This is a genomic window from Micromonospora sp. NPDC049151 (genome assembly GCF_040648395.1).
Taxonomy (GTDB): Bacteria; Actinomycetota; Actinomycetes; order Mycobacteriales; family Micromonosporaceae; genus Micromonospora.
In genome coordinates this window covers 399,482-418,451 of the sequence record NZ_JBEZDP010000001.1, presented here as the reverse complement: position 1 = coordinate 418,451, position 18,970 = coordinate 399,482, and the positions used below count along the sequence as shown (strand labels likewise).

At 73.4% G+C, this 18,970-nt stretch carries 22 protein-coding genes; 9 read left to right on the top strand and 13 right to left on the bottom strand.

The features are described from left to right. Window positions 1-150: 150 nt before the first annotated feature. Complete coding sequence (locus AB0B20_RS02070; protein ID WP_357382469.1) at window positions 151-765, bottom strand: class I SAM-dependent methyltransferase; 615 nt, start codon at window positions 763-765, stop codon at window positions 151-153. A 176-nt stretch (window positions 766-941) separates the two neighbouring features. On the opposite strand from AB0B20_RS02070, the gene AB0B20_RS02065 reads away from it, so the two are divergent. After that, the gene (locus AB0B20_RS02065) at window positions 942-1,304 is read left to right on the top strand and encodes a TnsA-like heteromeric transposase endonuclease subunit (protein ID WP_357467370.1); all 363 of its coding nucleotides are present in this window, start codon (window positions 942-944) and stop codon (window positions 1,302-1,304) included. Between the two features lie 545 nt (window positions 1,305-1,849). On the opposite strand, the gene AB0B20_RS02060 is transcribed toward AB0B20_RS02065, so the two are convergent. From AB0B20_RS02060 to rimP, 10 genes are all read right to left on the bottom strand, one after another. Then, window positions 1,850-2,059 (bottom strand): DUF6186 family protein, encoded by a 210-nt coding sequence (locus AB0B20_RS02060; protein WP_357382766.1) that lies wholly within the window; start codon window positions 2,057-2,059, stop codon window positions 1,850-1,852. Further along, window positions 2,059-2,466, bottom strand: a complete 408-nt coding sequence (locus AB0B20_RS02055) for a hypothetical protein (RefSeq protein ID WP_357382467.1) — start codon at window positions 2,464-2,466, stop codon at window positions 2,059-2,061. Before AB0B20_RS02055 ends, AB0B20_RS02060 begins: the two co-directional genes overlap by 1 nt. A gap of 72 nt (window positions 2,467-2,538) precedes the next feature. Beyond that, window positions 2,539-3,558, bottom strand: coding sequence for a bifunctional oligoribonuclease/PAP phosphatase NrnA (locus tag AB0B20_RS02050; protein WP_357382465.1), 1,020 nt, complete (start codon window positions 3,556-3,558; stop codon window positions 2,539-2,541). After that, entirely contained in the window at window positions 3,555-4,043 is a 489-nt protein-coding gene (gene rbfA, locus AB0B20_RS02045) for a 30S ribosome-binding factor RbfA (protein ID WP_357382463.1), read from the bottom strand. Before rbfA ends, AB0B20_RS02050 begins: the two co-directional genes overlap by 4 nt. A gap of 172 nt (window positions 4,044-4,215) precedes the next feature. Further along, complete coding sequence (locus tag AB0B20_RS02040; RefSeq protein ID WP_099164721.1) at window positions 4,216-4,509, bottom strand: DUF503 domain-containing protein; 294 nt, start codon at window positions 4,507-4,509, stop codon at window positions 4,216-4,218. A 41-nt stretch (window positions 4,510-4,550) separates the two neighbouring features. Beyond that, the gene (locus AB0B20_RS02035; RefSeq protein ID WP_357467365.1) at window positions 4,551-5,594 is read right to left on the bottom strand and encodes an SAM-dependent methyltransferase; all 1,044 of its coding nucleotides are present in this window, start codon (window positions 5,592-5,594) and stop codon (window positions 4,551-4,553) included. 82 nt (window positions 5,595-5,676) lie between these two features. After that, complete coding sequence (infB, locus tag AB0B20_RS02030) at window positions 5,677-8,682, bottom strand: translation initiation factor IF-2 (protein ID WP_357467362.1); 3,006 nt, start codon at window positions 8,680-8,682, stop codon at window positions 5,677-5,679. A 93-nt stretch (window positions 8,683-8,775) separates the two neighbouring features. Further along, a complete protein-coding gene (locus tag AB0B20_RS02025; protein ID WP_357382457.1) occupies window positions 8,776-9,111 on the bottom strand; it encodes a YlxR family protein in 336 nt (111 codons plus the stop codon). Window positions 9,112-9,126: 15 nt separating this feature from the next. Continuing rightward, entirely contained in the window at window positions 9,127-10,173 is a 1,047-nt protein-coding gene (gene nusA / locus AB0B20_RS02020; RefSeq protein ID WP_357382455.1) for a transcription termination factor NusA, read from the bottom strand. Then, a complete protein-coding gene (rimP, locus tag AB0B20_RS02015) occupies window positions 10,170-10,820 on the bottom strand; it encodes a ribosome maturation factor RimP (RefSeq protein ID WP_357382453.1) in 651 nt (216 codons plus the stop codon). The genes nusA and rimP overlap by 4 nt, the downstream gene beginning before the upstream one ends. Before the next feature lie 262 nt (window positions 10,821-11,082). Between rimP and AB0B20_RS02010 the strand changes: the two genes are divergently transcribed. The 6 genes from AB0B20_RS02010 (at window position 11,083) to AB0B20_RS01985 (ending at window position 16,621) form a co-directional block, all read left to right on the top strand. Then, window positions 11,083-11,532 (top strand): hypothetical protein, encoded by a 450-nt coding sequence (locus tag AB0B20_RS02010; protein WP_357382764.1) that lies wholly within the window; start codon window positions 11,083-11,085, stop codon window positions 11,530-11,532. Window positions 11,533-11,585: 53 nt separating this feature from the next. Then, the gene (locus tag AB0B20_RS02005) at window positions 11,586-12,026 is read left to right on the top strand and encodes a ferritin-like domain-containing protein (RefSeq protein WP_357382762.1); all 441 of its coding nucleotides are present in this window, start codon (window positions 11,586-11,588) and stop codon (window positions 12,024-12,026) included. 69 nt (window positions 12,027-12,095) lie between these two features. Continuing rightward, a complete protein-coding gene (locus AB0B20_RS02000) occupies window positions 12,096-12,677 on the top strand; it encodes a PadR family transcriptional regulator (protein WP_357382451.1) in 582 nt (193 codons plus the stop codon). Window positions 12,678-12,696: 19 nt separating this feature from the next. Next, window positions 12,697-13,428, top strand: a complete 732-nt coding sequence (locus AB0B20_RS01995; protein ID WP_357467355.1) for an ABC transporter ATP-binding protein — start codon at window positions 12,697-12,699, stop codon at window positions 13,426-13,428. Continuing rightward, window positions 13,425-16,103: an ABC transporter permease gene (locus tag AB0B20_RS01990; RefSeq protein ID WP_357467351.1), complete on the top strand. Its 2,679-nt coding sequence runs from the start codon at window positions 13,425-13,427 to the stop codon at window positions 16,101-16,103. Before AB0B20_RS01995 ends, AB0B20_RS01990 begins: the two co-directional genes overlap by 4 nt. 50 nt (window positions 16,104-16,153) lie before the next feature. Continuing rightward, window positions 16,154-16,621 (top strand): nitroreductase family deazaflavin-dependent oxidoreductase, encoded by a 468-nt coding sequence (locus tag AB0B20_RS01985; RefSeq protein ID WP_357382445.1) that lies wholly within the window; start codon window positions 16,154-16,156, stop codon window positions 16,619-16,621. Window positions 16,622-16,629: 8 nt separating this feature from the next. Here the strand turns inward: AB0B20_RS01985 and AB0B20_RS01980 are convergent, their stop codons facing one another. Further along, window positions 16,630-16,884: a hypothetical protein gene (locus AB0B20_RS01980; protein ID WP_357382443.1), complete on the bottom strand. Its 255-nt coding sequence runs from the start codon at window positions 16,882-16,884 to the stop codon at window positions 16,630-16,632. Continuing rightward, window positions 16,881-17,201: a DivIVA domain-containing protein gene (locus AB0B20_RS01975; protein WP_357467347.1), complete on the bottom strand. Its 321-nt coding sequence runs from the start codon at window positions 17,199-17,201 to the stop codon at window positions 16,881-16,883. Before AB0B20_RS01975 ends, AB0B20_RS01980 begins: the two co-directional genes overlap by 4 nt. A 214-nt stretch (window positions 17,202-17,415) precedes the next feature. On the opposite strand from AB0B20_RS01975, the gene AB0B20_RS01970 reads away from it, so the two are divergent. Next, the gene (locus AB0B20_RS01970; RefSeq protein WP_357382439.1) at window positions 17,416-18,486 is read left to right on the top strand and encodes a helix-turn-helix transcriptional regulator; all 1,071 of its coding nucleotides are present in this window, start codon (window positions 17,416-17,418) and stop codon (window positions 18,484-18,486) included. After that, window positions 18,471-18,965 carry a hypothetical protein gene (locus AB0B20_RS01965; protein WP_357382437.1) on the top strand — a complete coding sequence of 165 codons (495 nt, stop codon included), beginning with the start codon at window positions 18,471-18,473 and terminating at the stop codon, window positions 18,963-18,965. The genes AB0B20_RS01970 and AB0B20_RS01965 overlap by 16 nt, the downstream gene beginning before the upstream one ends. The last annotated feature ends 5 nt before the right edge of the window (window positions 18,966-18,970 follow it).

Genomic DNA, 18,970 nt, shown 5'->3' with positions numbered 1-18,970 from the left:
TCCGCGTTGAGTTGGCACCGTCCGGTATGACCTGGCACGGGGTTGGCACTGTCCGGGTTGAGGTGGCACGTCCGGTACGGTGCTGTCCGGTCCCGACGAGTGTGCGTGTGTTTGGTCTCGACCGGCAGTCAGCTGTGTGCCGATCGGGCACTACGGCGCGCCGACTGTCGCGGCAATGGCCGCGTACTTGCGGTCCGGGCGGTCCGGGGACTGCTGCTGCAAGCGCTGAAGTTCGGTGAAACCAGCCTTTGCCAGGCGGGCAGAGAATGTGTCTACGGGCCAGCGGTATGCCGTGTGGACCTTGTGATCGAACGCGGCCACATCGTCGTCGCTGTCGAAGAAGCCGATCACCAGGTTCCCGGAAGGAGGCAGCATCCGGCGGAACTCGGCGAGTACCGCATCCAGTTCCGATGGCGGTAGGTGGATGGTCGAGTACCAGGAGAGGATGCCGGCCACCGAGTGGTCGGGAAGGTCCAGGTCCGTCATTGATCCGAGCTGGAACGCCGGCCCGGGAAAGTGGGTCCGGGCGTAGCCGATGAACTCAGGTACCAAGTCGACGCCGGTCACGTTGGCGCCGAGCGAATGCAGGTAGGCGCTCCAATGCCCGGGGCCGCAACCGAGATCGAGCACGGCGCCGTCCAAGCCGACGAGGTGGTCTCGGACAAGGGCCGTGTCATCCACGTGGGCCTGCCAGTCACCATCGAACAGGGCGATGTACTGCTCGGACATGTGCGAGTAGGCGTCGCGGACCGGCTGGTTGCTCACGGCGCCACTCTAAAGTCTGCCCGCGTTCCGCCCCGAATCCAGTACGCGTCCGGATTGAGGTGGCACGTCCGGTACGGTGCCGGGGTGCTGCGCGCGGTGCCGGGCCTGTGTGGGCCGCTGACGGCTGAGTTCGAGGTCGGCTACGTCGGCGCCGAGGATCGGAGGTCCGCACCTCCTTGATCGACTCGGCGGGGGTGCTGTTCGAGCTGGTCAAGCCGGTACGCGGCTTCCCGTCGTACAAACGGCAGCGCAACTTCCCGGGCTTGTGGTGGTCGTCGACGACCGGCGCTCACGTCGGGTACGAGTCGTGGCTGGAGCGCGATCACCTGATGCTGCTCGACTTCGACCCGGCGGTGGCCGGGATCGCGTCGCAGCCGTTCTGGCTGTTCTGGGACGACGAGGCTTCCGGCCGGCGCCGTTCGCACGCGCCGGACTACTTCGCCCGGCTGGCCGACGGGCGGGGCCTGGTGGTGGACTGCCGACCAGTCGACCGGATCAAGCCGCGTGACGCCGCGGCGCGCGGAAGTCGTCGGCGCTAGAGGCGGTCCATCCGGGGCGACGGTAGCGCGGGCGGGTTCCCGCGCGGCGGTGACGTCGGCGGCGGGCTGCGGGCGCGGCCCGGCCGGCGTCACCGCCGGACGGCGTACGTCACTGACGGGTGTCCATCGAGGTCTGCAGCGCGCGGCGCATCTGCTCGCGCGCCTCGTCGGTGGTGGTCTCGGTCCGCGGCTTGCGCTTGCTGGGCATCTGAAGGTCCTTCCAGGGTGCGGACCGCCGGGACATGGCGGTCCTACGGGCGCCCGGCGCTCCGGGTCGGCGCGACGACACATCGCGCCACGACCGGGAGTCGTCGGCGGCTGAACGCCCGGCAGCGGTCCGGGATCACCGGAGCGGCTCGCCTGGCAGCGGGAGCCCGGGTCGGTCTGACCCTGGAGGGAGGCGAGGCCGGGTGCGGCACCACCGCCCGTGACCAGCGCCGCGAAGCGCCGGTCCCGCACCCAAATTAACGTTCACTTTCCAGATGCTGCCCACTGTTCCCGAAATGCGGAAAGATCAATGTCGTCGTCCCGCCCCGCGAGGGCGGTCAGCGGGCCAGGAAGTGCCAGCCCAGCCACCACCAGAACCCGAACAGGCCGATCCGGCCGACCGGCACCGGGCCCACCTCGTAGCGCATCACGAACGCGCAGACGTCTGCCATCGACGGGATCCGCGAACCCTCCCGGCGCGCGGCCCACTCGACGACCGCGAACAGCACGATCGAGACTCCGAACCCGCCGATCGCCAGTGCCCGCATCATCGGCGCACCAGTCCCCAGAACGTGGACAGCCACGCGAACCAGGCCGCCGAACGGACCAGGCTGTCCTCCAGCAGCGGATCGGCCAGCCGGGAGAAGGTGGGGAAGTCGTCGCCCGCCGCCATCACGAACGTCGCCCCCTCGAAGACTCCGAAGACGGTCACCGGCACCAGCCACCAGAGCGCGACCGACGGCAACCGGCGCGGCGCCGGACGCCGGGGCACCCGGTTGCTCAGGCCGACCCAGATCAGCCCTCCGCCGGTGGTGACGATGTAGAGGTTCGCGGCGGTCGAGAAGGACGGCATCTGGCCGCCGACGAGGGACAGGCAGATCAGCACCGGCACGGAGACGACCGGCCGGTCCCAGGCCCGGGGCGCCTCGACGGTGAGCTCACGGGGATGATCCATCAACCGATTGTCCCCAGCGTCACGCACGGCGGAAAGCCCGGCACGCGTCGTGCTCCCCCGAAAACGCGCCGATCAGCTCACACTTGCGGTGGCCAGCTCCGCGCGGATCAGCCCGACCACCTCGTCGAGCGCCCCCCGCCCGGTGAAACCGGCGGCGAACCGGTGCCCGCCGCCGCCGAGCGCCACCGCCACCGCGCTCACGTCCACCGCGCCCTTGCTGCGCAGCGACACCGCCCACTCGGCCTCGCCCGCCTGCTTGACCACGCAGCTCACGTCCGCCTCGGCGGTGCAGCGCACCGAGTCGATCAGCGCCTCCAGCACGTACGCGGGCTGGTCGTGGCGGACCAGGTCGTCGCGGGTGGCGTACGTCCAGACGAGGCCGTGCCCGGCGGCCGCAGCCGGTTCCAGCGTGGCCCGGCCGAGCACCTCGCCGAAGAGGCGGACCGCGCCGAACGGGCGGGTGTCGAAGACCCGCCGGGAGATGTCACCCGGGCGGATGCCGGTGGCCACCAGGCGCGCGGCCGTCTCGTGCACGGCCGGGGTGGTCGCCTCGAAGCGGAACGAGCCGGTGTCGGTGGCGAGCGCGACGTACATCCCGGTGGCGATCTCCGCGTCCAGCGGCACGCCGAGCCGGTCCAGCAGCTCCAGCGCGACCACCGAGGTGGCGGCGGCGTGCGGGTCGACCAGGCTGATCCGGCCGAAGCCGCTGTTCGAGGCGTGGTGGTCGAGCACCAGCGACGTGCCGGCCGTGTCCAGCCGGTCGGCCAGGTCGCCCAGCCGGGACTCGCTCGCCGCGTCGAAGCAGATCACCAGGTCCGGCGCCGGGTACGCGTCGTCCTGCGGCACCAGCAGATCCACGCCGGGCATCCAGCGGAACGGCTCGGGCACCTCCGGCGGGCCGGGGAAGGTGGCCTGGAGATCACGTACGCCGAGCCGGCGCAGGCCCAGCCCGAAGCCGAGCATGCTGCCCAGCGCGTCCCCGTCCGGGTTCACGTGGCAGATCAGCAGCACCCGCGCGGCGGCGGGGAGGTCGCGTACCGCCGCGACGGCGGCGGCCCACGCGGTCTCGGTGGGCCCGGCGGCCTCGGTCACCGGCTCTCGCCGGCGCGCGGCTCGTCGTCGTCGGCGTCCCCGGCCGGGGCGTCGTCGGCGTCCTCGTCGTCCTCGACCCGGTACGGCTGGGCCTCACCGGCGTACGAGGCCTTGGCGGCCAGCCGCTGCACCTCGGCGTCGGCGGTACGCGCGGCCGCGAGCAGATCGTCGATGTGCTTGACCTGGTCCTGCACGTCGTCGAGGACGAAGGTGAGCGTCGGCGAGTGCCGCAGCCCGAGCGCCTTGCCGACGGTGCTGCGCAGCATGCCGTTGGCGCTCTCCAGCGCGGCGGCGGTGCTCGCCTGGGCCGCCGCGTCGCCGAGCACCGTGTAGAAGACTGTGGCGTCGCGCAGGTCGGCGGTGATCCGGGCGTCGGTGATCGTGATCATCCCGAGCCGGGGGTCCTTGATCTGGCTGCGCACCACCGACGCGACGAGTTCCCGGATGCGCTCCGCGTGCCGGCGAACCTTTGCCTGATCCGTCATGTCCCCCACCTCCGGGATCACCTTTACCCACGACGACGCCGGATCTCCGTGCGATCCGGGCCGTCGGCCGGAGACGGGGCGCGTGGGCGCCGCCGGGTCCGACCGCCCAACGCTGAAGAACACTACCCGCGCCCGGCCGGCGCCCGCGCGGCACGGCCGCAGTGCCGCGCGGTCAGTCGTCCGTGCCGTGCAGGCGACGGCGTACCGACAGCAGCTCGGTCTCCGGGCGGGCGGCGACCAGCCGCTCGCAGGAGTCGAGCACCTCGCGGACATGAGCCGGCTCGGCGGCCACCACGGCCACCCCGATCTCGGCCCGGCCGTGCAGGTCCAGCGCCCCCACCTCGGCGGCGGAGACCTCGAACTTGCGCAGCGCGGCGACGATCGGCCGGACGTACGACCGCTTGGCCTTCAGGGACCGGGAGTCACCCGGGAGCAACAGGTCGAACAGCGCGGTTCCGGTATACACGGCGAGCAACGGTACGCCGGGCGGCGCACCCCGGCACCCGATTAAGGCGCGACCGCCACCAGCACGTCCCGCTCGATCGCCTGGTCGACCCGGTGTGCGAAGTCACCGAAACCGGGGCCGTCCAGCACCCGCAGCCCGGCGTCGGCCAGCACCGCCTCCGCCCGCGCCCGCGGCGCCACGTGCGTGTTCCAGGACAGCCCGAGCGCGCCACCCGGGCGCAGCAGCTCCCGCCACACCGGCACGGCGGCGGTGAGCAGCTCCAGCGGGCTGCGGGACAGCCCCTGACCGGTACGGCTGCCGTGCGCCACCCCGTACGGCGCGTCGGTGACGATCACGTCGGCGCAGCGGGCGCGCAACGCCTCGCGGGCCCGGGTGGTGTCGGTGTTCAGCACTGTGATCCGCTGCGTGGCGCCGGCCCGGTGCTCGTCCCGCGACGGTGCGACGACGGCCTCGAACCGGCGGGCGACCAGCTTGCGGTCCCGGCGCACCGACGTCGACTCGGTGGTGTGCTTGAGCCGCTTGCGGCGCAGCCAGGTACGCAGGAACGCCGCGTACGCCTCCACGTCCTGACTGTCACGCTCGATGCCGATGCCGTCGTAGCCGTACATGAGCGCCTGGTTGAGCGTGGTGCCCCGGCCGCAGAGCGGGTCCAGCACCACCACCGGCCCGTCCAGCATCCGCGGCGCGGCGGCGGAGGCGAGCACAGTGACGTTGAGCAACAGGCGGGTGAACTGCTCGTTCGTCTTTCCGGCGTACTTGGGGATGGTGATCAGGTCGGAGTCGTACCGGGCCAGCGGGCGCAGCGGCACCGGCCGCAGCAGGTCGTCGCCGACCCGCTCGAACAGCGCGTACGCCGCCGACAGGTTCGCCAGGTAGGCCAGGTCCCGCTCGCCGAGCCCGGGTTCGGCGGTGCCGAACGTCAGGTACTCCACCCCGCCGATCTCCGTCACCTCCGCGTCGGCCGGTACGGCGCCGAGGACGCCGGAGCCGGCGAACACGGCCAGTTCGGCGCGGGCCAGCCGGGCCGCCGCGTCGGCGTAGACGCGGTTGGCGGAGGGGGCGAGGAGCAGTGCGTACCGGATCACGCCGCAGATTGTCGCAGCCTGCGGAGACGGCGACGGCCGGGGCCCGAAGGCCCCGGCCGCCAGCCGGTCGTACGCGTGGTCGTCAGGCGCGCGGCTTCTCGCGCATCTCGAACGTCTCGATGATGTCGCCGACCTGGACGTTGTTGTAGCCGCCCAGCGTCAGACCACACTCGAAGCCCTCGCGGACCTCGGTCGCGTCGTCCTTGAACCGCTTCAAGGAGCTGATCGTGAGGTTGTCCGCCACGACCGCACCGTCCCGCAGCAGCCGCGCCTTGGCGTTGCGGCGGATGAGGCCGGACCGGACGATACAGCCGGAGATGTTGCCGATCTTGGACGAGCGGAAGACGTCGCGGATCTCCGCGGTGCCCAGCTCGACCTCCTCGTACTCCGGCTTGAGCAGACCCTTGAGCGCGGCGTCGATCTCCTCGATGGCCTGGTAGATGACGGTGTAGTACCGGATCTCCACGCCCTCGCGGTCGGCCATCTCGCGGACCTTGTTCGAGGCCCGCACGTTGAAGCCGATGATCGTGACCGCCTCGGACGAGGCGCTCGCGAGCATGACGTCGCTCTCGGTGATCGCACCCACGCCCCGGTGGATGATCCGAAGCTGGACCTCCTCGGGGATGTCGAGGTTGAACAGCGCGTCCTCGAGCGCCTCCACCGAACCGGAGACGTCGCCCTTGAGCACCAGGTTGAGCGAGGTCTTCTCGCCCTCCTTGAGCTGCTCCATGAGCGTCTCGAGAGTGGCCCGGCCACGGGAGTTGGCGAACGAAGCCGCCCGCCTCCGCGCCTGCCGCTGCTCGGCGATCTGCCGCACGGTCCGGTCGTCCTCGGCGGCCAGGAAGGTGTCACCCGCACCCGGCACCGTGGTCAGACCCAGCACCATGACCGGACGCGCCGGACCGGCCGAGTCGACCGGCTTGCCGTTCTCGTCCAGCATGGCCCGCACGCGGCCGTGCGCCCCACCGGCGACGATCGAGTCACCGGCACGCAGGGTGCCCTTCTGCACCAGCACGGTCGCCACCGCGCCACGGCCCTTGTCCAGGTGCGCCTCGATGGCGACACCCTGCGCCGGCCCGTCGATCGGAGCGGTCAGCTCCAGCGACGCGTCGGCGGTCAGCAGCACGGCCTCGAGCAGTTCCTCGATGCCGATGCCGGGCTTGGCCGCCACGTTGACGAACATGGTCTCGCCGCCGTACTCCTCGGCGACCAGGCCGTACTCGGTCAGCTGCTGGCGGACCTTGTCCGGGTTCGCCTCGGGCTTGTCGACCTTGTTGACCGCGACCACGATCGGCACGTCCGCCGCCTTGGCGTGGTTGAGCGCCTCGATGGTCTGCGGCATCACGCCGTCGTCCGCCGCCACCACCAGGATCACGATGTCCGTGACCTGGGCGCCACGGGCACGCATGGCGGTGAACGCCTCGTGACCCGGGGTGTCGATGAACGTCACCGCGCGGTCCTCGCCCTCGTGCGGGACGTGGACCTGGTAGGCGCCGATGTGCTGGGTGATGCCACCCGCCTCGCCGGCCACCACGTTCGCCTTGCGGATCGCGTCGAGCAGCTTGGTCTTACCGTGGTCGACGTGACCCATGACGGTCACCACCGGCGCACGGCTGACCAGGCGGTCCTCCGCGACCTCGGCGTCGAGGTCGATGTTGAACTGCGCGAGCAGCTCGCGGTCCTCGTCCTCCGGGCTGACGATCTGCACGTCGAAGCCGAGGTGCTCACCCAGCAGCTGCAGGGTCTCGTCGGAGCACGACTGGGTCGCCGTCACCATCTCGCCCAGGTTGAACATCTCCTGGACCAGCGAACCCGGGTTGGCGTTGATCTTGTCGGCGAAGTCCGACAGCGAGGCGCCACGGGACAACCGGACGACCTGACCCTGACCGCGGGGCGCGCCCGAGGACATGGTCGGCGCCGACAGGTTGTCGAACTCCTGTCTGCGCTGCTTCTTGGACTTGCGACCACGGGTCGGCCGGCCGCCGGGACGCCCGAAGGCACCCGCCGCGCCACCGCCACGGCCACGGCCGCCGCCGCCGGGACGGCCACCGCCGCCGACCGGACCACCCGGACGGAAACCACCGCCGGGAGCACCGCCACCGCCGCCGGGACCGCCGCGGTAGCCACCGCCACCGCCGCCACCACCGGGACCGCCGCGGTAACCACCGCCACCGCCACCGCCGCCGGGACCGCCGCGGTAACCACCGCCGCCGCCACCGGGACGACCGGCGCCACCGCCGGGTCCGCCACGACCGCCACCGGGGCCGCCGGGACGGCCGGTGGTCGGGCGCTGGCTCGGCATGGAGGCCGGGCTGGGCCGAGGCGGCATCGAGGCCGGGCTCGGCCGCGGCGGCATACCGGCCGGGCTGGGACGGGGACCGCCCGCGCCCGCGGCCGGGGGCCGCTGCTGCTGCCCGCCCTGGATACCGAACGGGTTGTTACCGGCGCCACGCGCCGGCGGACGCCCACCGGGCCGGGCACCGGGGCCCTGACCCTGTCCCGGACCACCGGGACGGCCGGCGGCCGGGGAACCCGGACGCGGCGGCATGGCGTTCGGGCCGGGACGCGGGCCGGGACGGGGACCGCCCTCGGCCGGAGGCTCCCGGCGTACGGTCTCGCGCTGCTGCTGGCGGGCGGCCTGGGCGGCCTTGACCGCGGCCTCCTGCTCAGCCTTGAGCGCGGCGGCACGCGCCTCGGCGGCCGCCACTTCGATGTCGTGCGCGCTCGCCGGCTTGGCGACCGGAGTCGCCGGCTGCGGCGGGCCGGGGACCGGGCCCTTGGGCTTCGGTCCAGGGGTCGGCGCGGCCGGACGCCGGGGCGGCATCGGCCTGGCCGAGACCCGGGGGGCACCCGGGGTCGGGGTGGGCGTCGGGGTCGGTGCCGGGCCACTGGGCGCGGCAGCCGGCGGACCGGCGGGCGCCGACGAACCGGCTACGAACGCGCTACGCAGCCGTCGGGCGACAGGCGCCTCGACGGTGCTGGACGCGGACTTCACGAACTCGCCCATCTCCTTGAGCTTGGCGAGAACGGTCTTGCTTTCGACCCCGAGCTCCTTGGCAAGCTCGTGTACGCGGGCCTTTCCTGCCACTGCACTCCTCACTCCGAGGTCGTGCGGGCAGCACCCGCAGCGACCTCACTCCTGCACTTGAAGCCTGGTCATTTCAGGGACTTCATCGTGTGCTCATGTCGGTCGTCCTACCTTGCTAGCGACCCTCGACCGGTCGGGTTGACCGGTCGTCGGGGGTTGCGCGTCGACGTGCTCCGCAAGCGCACCGTGGTCGGGGACCCCGGTGAGGCGCAGTGCCCGCCCGAAGGCGCGGCGACGCACCGCCTGCGCGAAGCAGGCCGGATCAGGGTGCATGTTCGCTCCCCGACCCGGCAGTCTGCGGGCCGGATCGGGCCGGAGGCTGGAATGACCAGCCTCGTCACCGATCGCGACGACCCGCAACAACTCGCTGGCCGGCGCTCGTTTCCGGCAGCCCACACAGGTGCGCTCCGGCAGCGCGCGTCGTGCCACTGAGAAAGTCTACCCCTAGCTGCCCGAGATCGCGCCGCCCGGCTCCCGTACGTGATCAGCTCCGCCCCGGCCACCGCCCGGCGCGGCGGTCTCCGCGTCGGACCGGATGTCGATGCGCCAACCGGTCAGGCGTGCCGCGAGGCGGGCGTTCTGCCCTTCCCGGCCGATCGCGAGCGAGAGCTGGAAGTCCGGGACGGTCACCCGGGCGGTACGGGTGGCCAGGTCGACCACCTCGACCCGCAGCGCCTTGGCCGGCGACAACGCGTTGCCGACGAACGTCGCCGGGTCGTCCGACCAGTCGATGATGTCGATCTTCTCGCCGTGCAGCTCGCTCATCACGGCGCGCACCCGCTGGCCCATCGGCCCGATGCAGGCGCCCTTGGCGTTCACGCCGGGCGTGGTCGACCGTACGGCGATCTTCGTACGGTGACCTGCCTCACGCGCGATCGCGGCGATCTCCACGGTGCCGTCGGCGATCTCCGGAACCTCCAGCGCGAACAGCTTCTTCACCAGCGCCGGGTGCGTGCGGGACAGCGTGATCTGCGGCCCGCGCATGCCCTTGGCGACGTGCACGACCACGCAGCGGATCCGCTCGCCGTGCTGCGGATCCTCGCCCGGGACCTGCTCGGACTGGGGCAGGACGCCTTCCAGCTTGCCCAGGTCGACGCTGATGATGCCCTTCTCCCGGCGCGTCTCGTGCGCCTGCACCACGCCGGTGACCAGGTCACCGTCGCGGCCGACGTACTCGCCGAAGTGCACCTCGTCGGTGGCCTCGCGCAGCCGCTGGAGGATCACCTGCTTGGCGGTCATGGCGGCGATCCGCCCGAAGTCGTGCGGTGTGTCGTCCCACTCCCGGGTCACCGTGCCGTCGGCGTCCAGTTCCTGCGCGAAGACCGAGGCGGCCCCGCTCTTGCGGTCGATCTCCACCCGGGCGTGCGGCTCGGCGCCGTCGGTGTGCCGGTAGGCGGTCAGCAGCGCGGTCTCGATCGCCGCGAGGATCGTGTCGAACGGGATCTCCCGCTCGCGCTCCAGGGCGCGCAGCGCCGCGAGGTCGATGTTCACCTCTCCTCGTCCTCCAGATCTTCGTCGTCGTCGGTGTCGTCACCGAAGTCCTCGTCGGCCAGGTCGTCCAGGCGGTTGAACTCCACCTGGACCCGGCCGGGCCCGAGTTCGGCGTACGGGTGTTCGGCGGGGCCGGCGTCGGTCTCCAGCACCACGCGTTCGTCGTCGGCGGCCGTGATGCGGCCGGTGAGCTGGCGGTCCCCCGCGTCGCCGCGGACGGTGACCTTTACCAGCCGCCCGGCGTTGCGCCGCCAGTGCCGGGGCAGGGTGAGCGGGCGGTCCACGCCGGGCGAGCTGACCTCGAGCTGGTACTCGCCGGCGACGATGTCGCCACCGGCCTCCTCGGCCGCGTCCAGCGCCGCCGAGACCGCGCGGGAGACGTCCGCCACGGCGTCCAGGTTGATCCCGCCGTCGGCGTCCACGATCACCCGGACCACGTGCCGCCGGCCGGCGCGGGAGACGGAGAGGTCCTCCAGGTCGTAACCGGCCGCCGTGACGACCGGTTCGATCACCTCGCGCAGCCGGTTGCGGCGGGCGGCGAGGTCGCCGCGGGGTGCGCCGCTCCGGTCCGTGCCGCGGGGCCCGTCGGACCGGCGGGGCCGCCCGGCGGGCCCCGTCGGCCGGGTGGCACGGCCACGCTGCGTCATTGCGCGCACCTCTCCTGCTGTTGCCACGACCCGCGGGCCGTGTTGTCCGGGCCGGTGCGGGCGTTCGGCCCGCCATACCGGCGCGCCACCGGGGCGTCCGCGCCCGGTGGTTGCGCAGAGCGTAACGCTTGTGGCCGTCGACGGACCCGGCGGCGCACCGAGACCCTGACCCACAAGGCAGCGCGGATGGTGTTGACTCTGTCAGGTGGGGATCGGCAGAACACCAACCAACCAGGTCGGAGCGGGGCATTCCCGGCGCTGGCTGCTACGCGCCGGCGGGCTCGTGGCGCTCGGCGGCGCGACGGCGCCGCTGACCGGTTGTGATCTTTTCGACCGCGACAAGGAGCCACCGGCGCCGGACGCGCTGGAGCCGCTGGCCGCCGAGGCGCTCGCGCTGGAGGCCCGCTACCGGGCCGCCGCCACCGCCGCGCCGGCGCTGGCCGGGCGGCTCACCCCGATCGCCGACGCGCACCGGGCGCACGCCGAGGAGCTACGCCGGGTGATCGGCCGGCCGGCACCCTCCGGCGCCCCGGCGGCCGGGGCCTCGGCGAGCGCGCCCGCCCCCGACGCCGTGCTTCCCGAGCTGCGCCGGGCCGAGCAGGAGGGCCGCGTGAACGCGGCCCGGGCGTGCGCCGAGGCGCCGGCCGAGCGGGCCGCGCTGCTCGGTTCGATCGCCGCCGCGCGCGCCACCCACGTGGAGGCACTCAAGTGAACGAACGCACCGAGCGGAGCGAGGGCCGTGCGGGCACGCCCGGCCGGAACAGCGTGAACCCGACGAACGGCCCGGCCACGGCCCTCGCCGACGCGCTCGCCGCCGAGTACGCGGCGATCTGGGCGTACGGGGTGATCGGCGTGCACCTGACCGAGGCGGCGCGTACGGCGGCCCGCGCCGCCGAGGCGGCCCACCGGTCCCGCCGCGACGCGCTGCTGCTCCAGCTCGCCGAGGGTTCCGGGCAGGTGCCCGCCGACCGGGCCGGATACGCGCTGCCCTATCCGGTGACGGACCGGGCCAGCGCGCTGCGCCTGGCGGTGGAGATCGAGGAACGGACGGCCGGGCACTGGCGGGCCGCGCTGCCGCACACCACCGGCGCGGACCGCAACACCGCGCTTGCAGCGCTCACCGACTGCGCGTTGCGCGCCACCCGCTGGCGCCGCACGGCGGGCGTGACACCGGTCACCGTCGCGTTCCCGGGCCGCCCCGCGTGAGCGTGCGGCCGGTCACCCGGCGGAACCCTCCGGTTGCGTAGCGCATACCAGGTATGCATACTCACGACCATGTCCATCCGTCACGGCCTGCTCGCCCTGCTCGAACGCGGTCAGATGTACGGCTACCAGCTCCGTGCCGCGTTCGAGGAGTCCACCGGGTCGACCTGGCCGCTGAACATCGGACAGGTCTACACCACGCTGGCCCGGCTGGAACGTGACGGCCTGGTGCGCCCGCTCCCGGAGAACGAGAGCGGGCAGCGGCCGTACGAGATCACCGACGCCGGACGCGCGGACCTGGCGCTCTGGTTCGCCACGCCGATCAGCCGCGCCGACCGCCCCCGCGACGAACTGTCGATCAAACTGGCGCTGGCGCTCACCACCCCGGGCGTCGACGTGCGGGCGGTGGTGCAGACCCAGCGCACCGCCACCATGCGCGCGCTCCAGGAGTTCACCCGGTTGAAGTACACGAGCGACAAGCCGGAGGATCTACCCTGGCGGCTGGTGCTGGACGCGATGATCTTCCAGACCGAGGCCGAGGTGCGGTGGCTCGACCACTGCGAGACGAGCCTGGTCCGGCACCGCCCGGCGCCGATCCGGGCGGTCGACCACTCCGAGGCGGTGGACCGGGCCGGCGACGAAGCCCGCCGGTGACCCGGCACGGGAGGCACTGATGGACCCGATCGACGGGGTGCTGGAACTGCGGGACGTACGCCGGACCCACGGCGCCGGCGAGGCCGCCGTGCACGCGCTGCGCGGCGTGAGCCTGACCGTGCGGGCCGGTGAACTGGTGGCGGTGATGGGCCCCTCCGGGTCCGGCAAGTCCACGCTGCTGGCGCTGGCCGGCGGCCTGGACCGGCCCACCGGCGGCGAGGTGGTGGTCGAGGGCGAGGCACTGGTCGGGCTCTCCGCCCGCGAGCTGGCCCGGCTGCGCCGCCGCCGGATCGGATACGTCTTCCAGGACCTGAACCTCCTCGGCAGCCTGACCGCCGTGGAGAACGTGGCGCTGCCCCTGGAACTGGACGGCACCGGCGTACGGGCGGCCCGCCAACTGGCCCTGGCCGCGTTGCGCGAGGTCGACCTGGAGGACCTGGCCGACCGCTTCCCGGACCAGATGTCCGGCGGCCAGCAGCAGCGGGTGGCGATCGCCCGGGCCCTCGTCGGCGAGCGCCGCCTGGTCCTCGCCGACGAGCCGACCGGCGCGCTGGACTCCCAGACCGGCGAGGCGGTGCTGCACCTGCTGCGCCGCCGGGTGGACGCCGGAGCGGCGGGGGTGCTTGTCACCCACGAGGCCCGGCACGCCGGCTGGGCGGACCGGGTGGTCTTCCTGCGCGACGGCGTGATGGTCGACTCGACCGCCCCGCTGATCGGCGTCGACCACCTGCTCAGCGGCAGCATCCGGTGACCGGCGGCCGCCTCGCCGCCGTACACGGGTCGTGGCGGACCGCGCTGCGGATCGCCCGCCGGGAGGCCCGGCGGGCCCGGCGGCGCACGCTGCTGGTGCTGGTGATGATCGCGCTGCCGGTGTTCGGCCTCAGCTTCGCCGCGGTCAGCTACGACATGGGCGATCTGACCCGGGCCGAGCGCATCGAGCGCCAGCTCGGCGGCGGCGACGTCGCGCTGCGCTGGGAAAGCCTGGTGCCTGTGACGCAGGACGCCTGGGGCGAGTCGGCCTGGCCGGTCCAGGGCGAATGGGTCGGCCGGACCCGCCCGGCGACCGCCGAGGAGGTGCGCGCGCTGCTGCCCGAGGGCAGCCGGGTCGCCCGCACGCGCTGGTGGATGACGTTCTCGACGCGGGTCGGCCGGCACGTCGAATCGATCGAGGCGCGCGCCCTGGACCTGACCGACCCGCTCACCCGGCCGCTGGCCGAGGTACGCGACGGCCGGCCGCCGGTACGCCCCGACGAGATCGCGGTCAGCCCGGCGGCGCTGCGCCGGCTCGAGACCCGCATCGGCGACCCGGTACGCAGCATCGACGGCGCCACGTACCGGGTGGTCGGGGTGGTGGAGTACCCGGACAACCTCCGGGACGTGGTCACGATGGCCGGGGTGATCCCGGAGGCCGCGGTCGGCAGCGACACCTGGCTGGTGGACCTGCCCGGCCCGCTGGACCCGGGGCTCGTCGACCGGCTGAACGCGCAGGGCATCCAGGTCGTCGTCCGTGACCCGCTGCCGGGACGGCAGGAGTTCACCCGCGGCATGCGCGTACCGGACGCTGACGAGGCCGGCGTCGTCGGAGTGGTCGGCGGGCTGGGCCTGCTGGAGGTGGTGCTGCTGGTCGGCCCGGCCTTCGCGGTGAGCGTCCGGCGTCGGCGGCGGGACCTCGCGCTCGTCGCGGTGGCCGGTGGCGACGCCTCCCACCTGCGCCGGATCGTGCTCGCCGACGGGGTGGTGCTCGGCGCCGGCGGGGCCGCCCTCGGCCTGCTGCTCGGCATCGGCGCCGCGTTCGCCGGCCGGCCGCTCGTCGAGCAGTACGTGCTCGGGGAGCGCCTCGGGGCGTACCGGATCTTCCCGAGCGCGCTGGTGGCGATCGCCGCGACGGCGGTGCTGGCCGGGGTGCTGGCGGCGATGGCGCCGGCCTGGACGGCGGCCCGGCAGGACGTGGCGACCGGCCTGGCCGGCCGGCGCGACGCGAGCCGGCCCCGCCGCCGCTGGCTGCTGATCGGGGTGGCGCTCACCGTCGCCGGAACCGCTCTCGCCGCGTTCGCCGCCGGCCGCACCTCGCAGACCGGTGTGCTGGCCGGCGTCGCCCTGGGTGAGCTGGGGCTGGTGTTCTGCACCCCGACGCTGGTCGGGGTCCTGGGCCGGGCCGGCCGGCTGCTGCCGCTGACGCCCCGGCTCGCGTTGCGCGACGCCAGCCGCAACCGGTCGTCGGCCGCGCCCGCCATCTCGGCGGTGATGGCCGCGGTCGCCGGAAGCGTCGCGATCGGCGTCTACGTGGCGAGCGACGAGACCCGCTCCCGGGAACTCTGGCAGCCGGGCCTGCCGCCGGGGAACGTGCTGCTCACCCACTCCGGCGACATCCCGGCGGATCCTCCGTCGGCCGACGTCGTCGCCACCCGGGCCCGCACCGTCCTGCCCGACGCCACTGTGACGCCCGTCGCGATCCCCGGCTGCGCCGGCAGCGTCCGGGAGAAGGACGACTGCGCCGCGTACGCGGTCGTTCCGCCCGAGCAGCGCTGCCCGTACACCTCCTCCGACCCGGTCCCCGACTCGGCCCGGCGCGATCCGCGCTGCGTGATCCCCTTCCAGGAGCCGGTCGACGTGTACCTGCCGGTGCTCGTGGACGACGGCGCCGCGCTGGCCCCACTCACCGACGCGCCCGCCGACGAACTGGCCGCCGCGCGCCGGACGCTCGCCGCCGGGGGCGTGGTGGTCACCGACGCCCGGCGGGTGACGGACGGGCAGGTCCGGGTGGAGGTCAACTACAACTCCGGCGGCCCGCCCACCGGGCGTCTCCTGCCCGGGTACGCGCTGCGCGGCGGTCTCAGCGTCGACCGGCTGGTGCTCTCCCCCGCCGCCGCGGACGCGCTCGGCCTGTCCGCCGTGCCGTTGGGCTACCTGCTGGACACCGCCGGCTCGCCCACCGAGCAGCAGACCGAGATGCTGACCGACGAGCTGTTCGAGATCGGGCCCATGTCGGCGCAGGTGGCGACCGCCGACCCGCCGTCGGACCAGCGGCCGATGCTGCTCCTGCTGGCGGTGGCCTCCGGGGTGATCACGCTCGGCGCCGCCGCCGTGGCCACCGGCCTCGCCGCGGCCGAGGGCCGCCGGGACCTGTCCACGCTCGCGGCGGTCGGCGCCGATCCCCGGGTACGACGCCTGCTGTCGCTCTGCCAGGCCGGGGTCATCGCGGTCCTCGGCTCCGCACTGGGCATCGTCGCCGGGCTCGGCTCCGCCGTGGTCGTCCTCGCCGCGCTCAACCAGCGGTACGCGGACTCCTGGCCGGTGCAGCCGCCGTACCCGGTGACGGTGCCCGGCGTGACGCTCGCCGCGCTGGTCGTGGTACCGCTGGTGGCGATGGGCGGCGCCGCGCTGTTCACCCGGTCCCGCCTGCCGATCGAACGCCGCCTCGACTGACTGACCGTCCGAGGGATGACGGACCACGGTGCGGGCGGCACACTTGTCGGATGTCAGCCCTGGGATCCCTCACCCGCCGTCTCGGTCACCAGCGTTGGTTCGGCGCCACCATGCGCCTGCTCGTCCCGGCCGACCGGCTGGTCGGCCGGATGACGAAAGGGCGCGTGGTCGCCTTCGGGCTGGTGCCCACGCTGGTGCTCACCTCCACCGGCCGCCGCTCCGGCAAGCCCCGCAGCAACCCCCTGGTGTACGTCCCCGACGGCGACGCCTACGTGGTGATCGGCTCGAACTGGGGGCAGCAGCACCAGCCGTCCTGGACGTTCAACCTGATGGCCAACCCGGGCGCCGAGGTGGACGTCAAGGGGCGCCGGATCCCGGTCACCGCCGAGCAGGTCACCGGCGAGGAACGGGAACGGCTGTTTCAGCGGCTGGTGCAGGAGTGGCCCGCGTACCGCACGTACGTCGAGCGGGCCGGTGGCCGCGAGATCCGCGTGTTCCGGCTGGTCCCGAACGCCTGAGCGAGGGCTCACCGTGGCCGGAGTCGCGACGAGCAGTCGCCGTCGTGATCCGGTCGGAGCAGGCAGCGGCGTCCCTCGGCCAGGTTGCGGTCGCAGAAGACCCAGTGCCGCACGTTCTGATCGTCCTCGGGAGAGACGCTGGTGCCGCCTGGTTCGGTCTGCGGGAGGACGTGGCTCCAATGTGCGACCACACGGGCGAGTCGCTGCGCAGACACGAGGTCGTTGACGACCATCGGCAGATGGATGATCCACCGCTCGGTCATCGCTCCTGCTCCTGCTCCCGCCCGGCCCGCGCACGGGCCTGCTCGGACTGCCAGCGCCGCAGGGCGTCCTTCACCCGGCCGGTCTCCCGGCGGCTCTCGGCCAACGCGTCATAGACCGTCGCGAGATCGCCCGTCACCAGGTCCAGGAACTCCCGGACCTGTTCGGGATCGAGCCCGCGTCGGCCCAGCGGTGCGGAGCTGAACGTTCGTTCCCGTACCTGCCAGGGGCGCAGCGTCTGGTACGCCGCAGAGCGATAGCACATCGCACGGCGCTCGGGCCGACGGTCGCGTCGGCGTCGGAACGGGATGATCCTCATCGAACCTGTCCTTCGTCGGTGCCATCCGGCCGTGGAGAGCGGGCCGATTACAACCCGCTCCCGGCACCTGTCGTCGCAGCGTGATCGCGGTACGCCGACAGGGCTCACACGGGCCGCTCCGAATAGGTCGGCGTGGGTAGCATCCCGATTACGCAGAGCAGGGGCAGCGGTGAGCAGTGGGCCCACACGCAAGCCCACAGCCGGAGAGGGCGGCATGGACCGTTTCGGGGACATACTCAGGCAGCATCGGGTAGCCGCGGGTTGGTCACTGCGGAAGTTCGCCGACCTCATCAGGTACGACTTCGGCTACCTCGGGCAGATCGAGCGTGGCGACCGCCCCGCCAACCCTGCCGTCGTGGCCGCCTACGACCGGGCGCTGTCGAAGAACGGCTCGCTCAAGAAGGCGTACGACAGCAGCTGTGCCGACGACATCGACATGCCGAGAAGGTCGGTCCTCCAAGCCATGACTTCGCTCGCCGCTCTTCCCACAGTCGACCGGCTGGTCGGCTGGGAGGCGCTGCGGCACGGCCTCGACACAGCGGTCGACGTCGGCTCCGACGCGTGGGGAGAAATCGTCGCCTCCTACGGCACGGCCTACTATCGCCAGCCACACGACCAGCTGATGACCCAACTCGGCCGGGATCTGACAGTCCTCCAGCATCAACTCGCCGCAGCTGACGATCGGCGCCGCCCACAGCTGCTACGTGCCGCCGCGGCGCTGTCGGTGATCGTCGCGCTCAGCCTCGTCGCGTCGGGACACGCCCTGCTGTCGAGGAGATGGTGGGCCAGCGCCCAGAGAGCCGCCGACGAATCCCGCGATCCCGACACACGAGTCCTGACGCGTGCCTGGGACATCGTCAACGGCTGCTACGACGGTCGACGGCCTGACGCCGTCGTCACGATCTCCGAAGAGGTCCTGCCGCTCGTCGCCAGGCCGTCCGCAGCCACTTGCGGTCTGCTGGCGGGCCGGGCGCAGGCGCTCTCCCTCGCCGGCCGGCACGACGAGGCGGTCGCGACCGTGCGTCATCTGAGCGAGCAGATCGAGAAGCTCCCGGCAACCGTCGTCGGGGACGTCGAGTCGCTGTGGGGCTGGCCGGAACACCGCCTGCGGCCCTGCGGCGGTTCCCGGCGGACGTGCTGGCGGTCGCCGTACACGGTCCGCTCGCGCACGGCGACGACGACGGCGGCGGGGACCGCGAGGTCGGCCTGCTGGTCGTCACCTACCGGCCCGGCGCCGGGCCGCCGCCCGCCACGCGGCGGGTGGACGGGGTGCTCGTCGACCTGACAGTGGCCGGGGCGGACGACTACCTGCGCCGGGCGACGACGATCACGTCCCGCTGGCCGCTGGCAGCGGACCGGTACGTGACCACCCGCGCCCTGCACGATCCGACCGGCTGGCTGCGGAAGCTGCGCGACGAGCACCTGGCGCGGCTGGCGCGGGCCCGGCCGGCCGAGTTCACCGGTGTCGCGCGGCAGGCGTGGTACCGGGGCAGCGCGGCGCACGCCCGCGCGTTGCGGCTGGCCGAGTGGTACGAGACGGACCAGGCGCTGCTGATGCTCGGCGAGGCGCGGCTGGCCGCCGCGACGGTGCAGGGACTGTTCAGCCGCACCTACTTCCGCGACCCGGGGGACGCGGTGCGGCGTACCGGGCTGGCCGGGGCGGACATGACGGAGGTCGGCGCGGTGCTGACCCGGCAGGCCGAGGAGCTGGCCGCCCGGGGACGGCCGGTCGACGGCACCATCGACGACCTGCTGTCCGGTTGACGGCC

What these genes read in the sequence shown, in the direction of transcription:
- AB0B20_RS02060 (WP_357382766.1), bottom strand. Translation starts at nt 2,059, where the DNA reads ATGCGGGCACTGGCGATCGGCGGGTTCGGAGTCTCGATCGTGCTGTTC.
- AB0B20_RS02055 (WP_357382467.1), bottom strand. Translation starts at nt 2,466, where the DNA reads ATGGATCATCCCCGTGAGCTCACCGTCGAGGCGCCCCGGGCCTGGGAC.
- rbfA (WP_357382463.1), bottom strand. Translation starts at nt 4,043, where the DNA reads ATGACGGATCAGGCAAAGGTTCGCCGGCACGCGGAGCGCATCCGGGAA.
- rimP (WP_357382453.1), bottom strand. Translation starts at nt 10,820, where the DNA reads ATGACGCAGCGTGGCCGTGCCACCCGGCCGACGGGGCCCGCCGGGCGG.
- AB0B20_RS02000 (WP_357382451.1), top strand. Translation starts at nt 12,096, where the DNA reads ATGTCCATCCGTCACGGCCTGCTCGCCCTGCTCGAACGCGGTCAGATG.
- AB0B20_RS01995 (WP_357467355.1), top strand. Translation starts at nt 12,697, where the DNA reads ATGGACCCGATCGACGGGGTGCTGGAACTGCGGGACGTACGCCGGACC.
- AB0B20_RS01985 (WP_357382445.1), top strand. Translation starts at nt 16,154, where the DNA reads ATGTCAGCCCTGGGATCCCTCACCCGCCGTCTCGGTCACCAGCGTTGG.
- AB0B20_RS01980 (WP_357382443.1), bottom strand. Translation starts at nt 16,884, where the DNA reads ATGACCGAGCGGTGGATCATCCATCTGCCGATGGTCGTCAACGACCTC.
- AB0B20_RS01975 (WP_357467347.1), bottom strand. Translation starts at nt 17,201, where the DNA reads ATGAGGATCATCCCGTTCCGACGCCGACGCGACCGTCGGCCCGAGCGC.
- AB0B20_RS01970 (WP_357382439.1), top strand. Translation starts at nt 17,416, where the DNA reads ATGGACCGTTTCGGGGACATACTCAGGCAGCATCGGGTAGCCGCGGGT.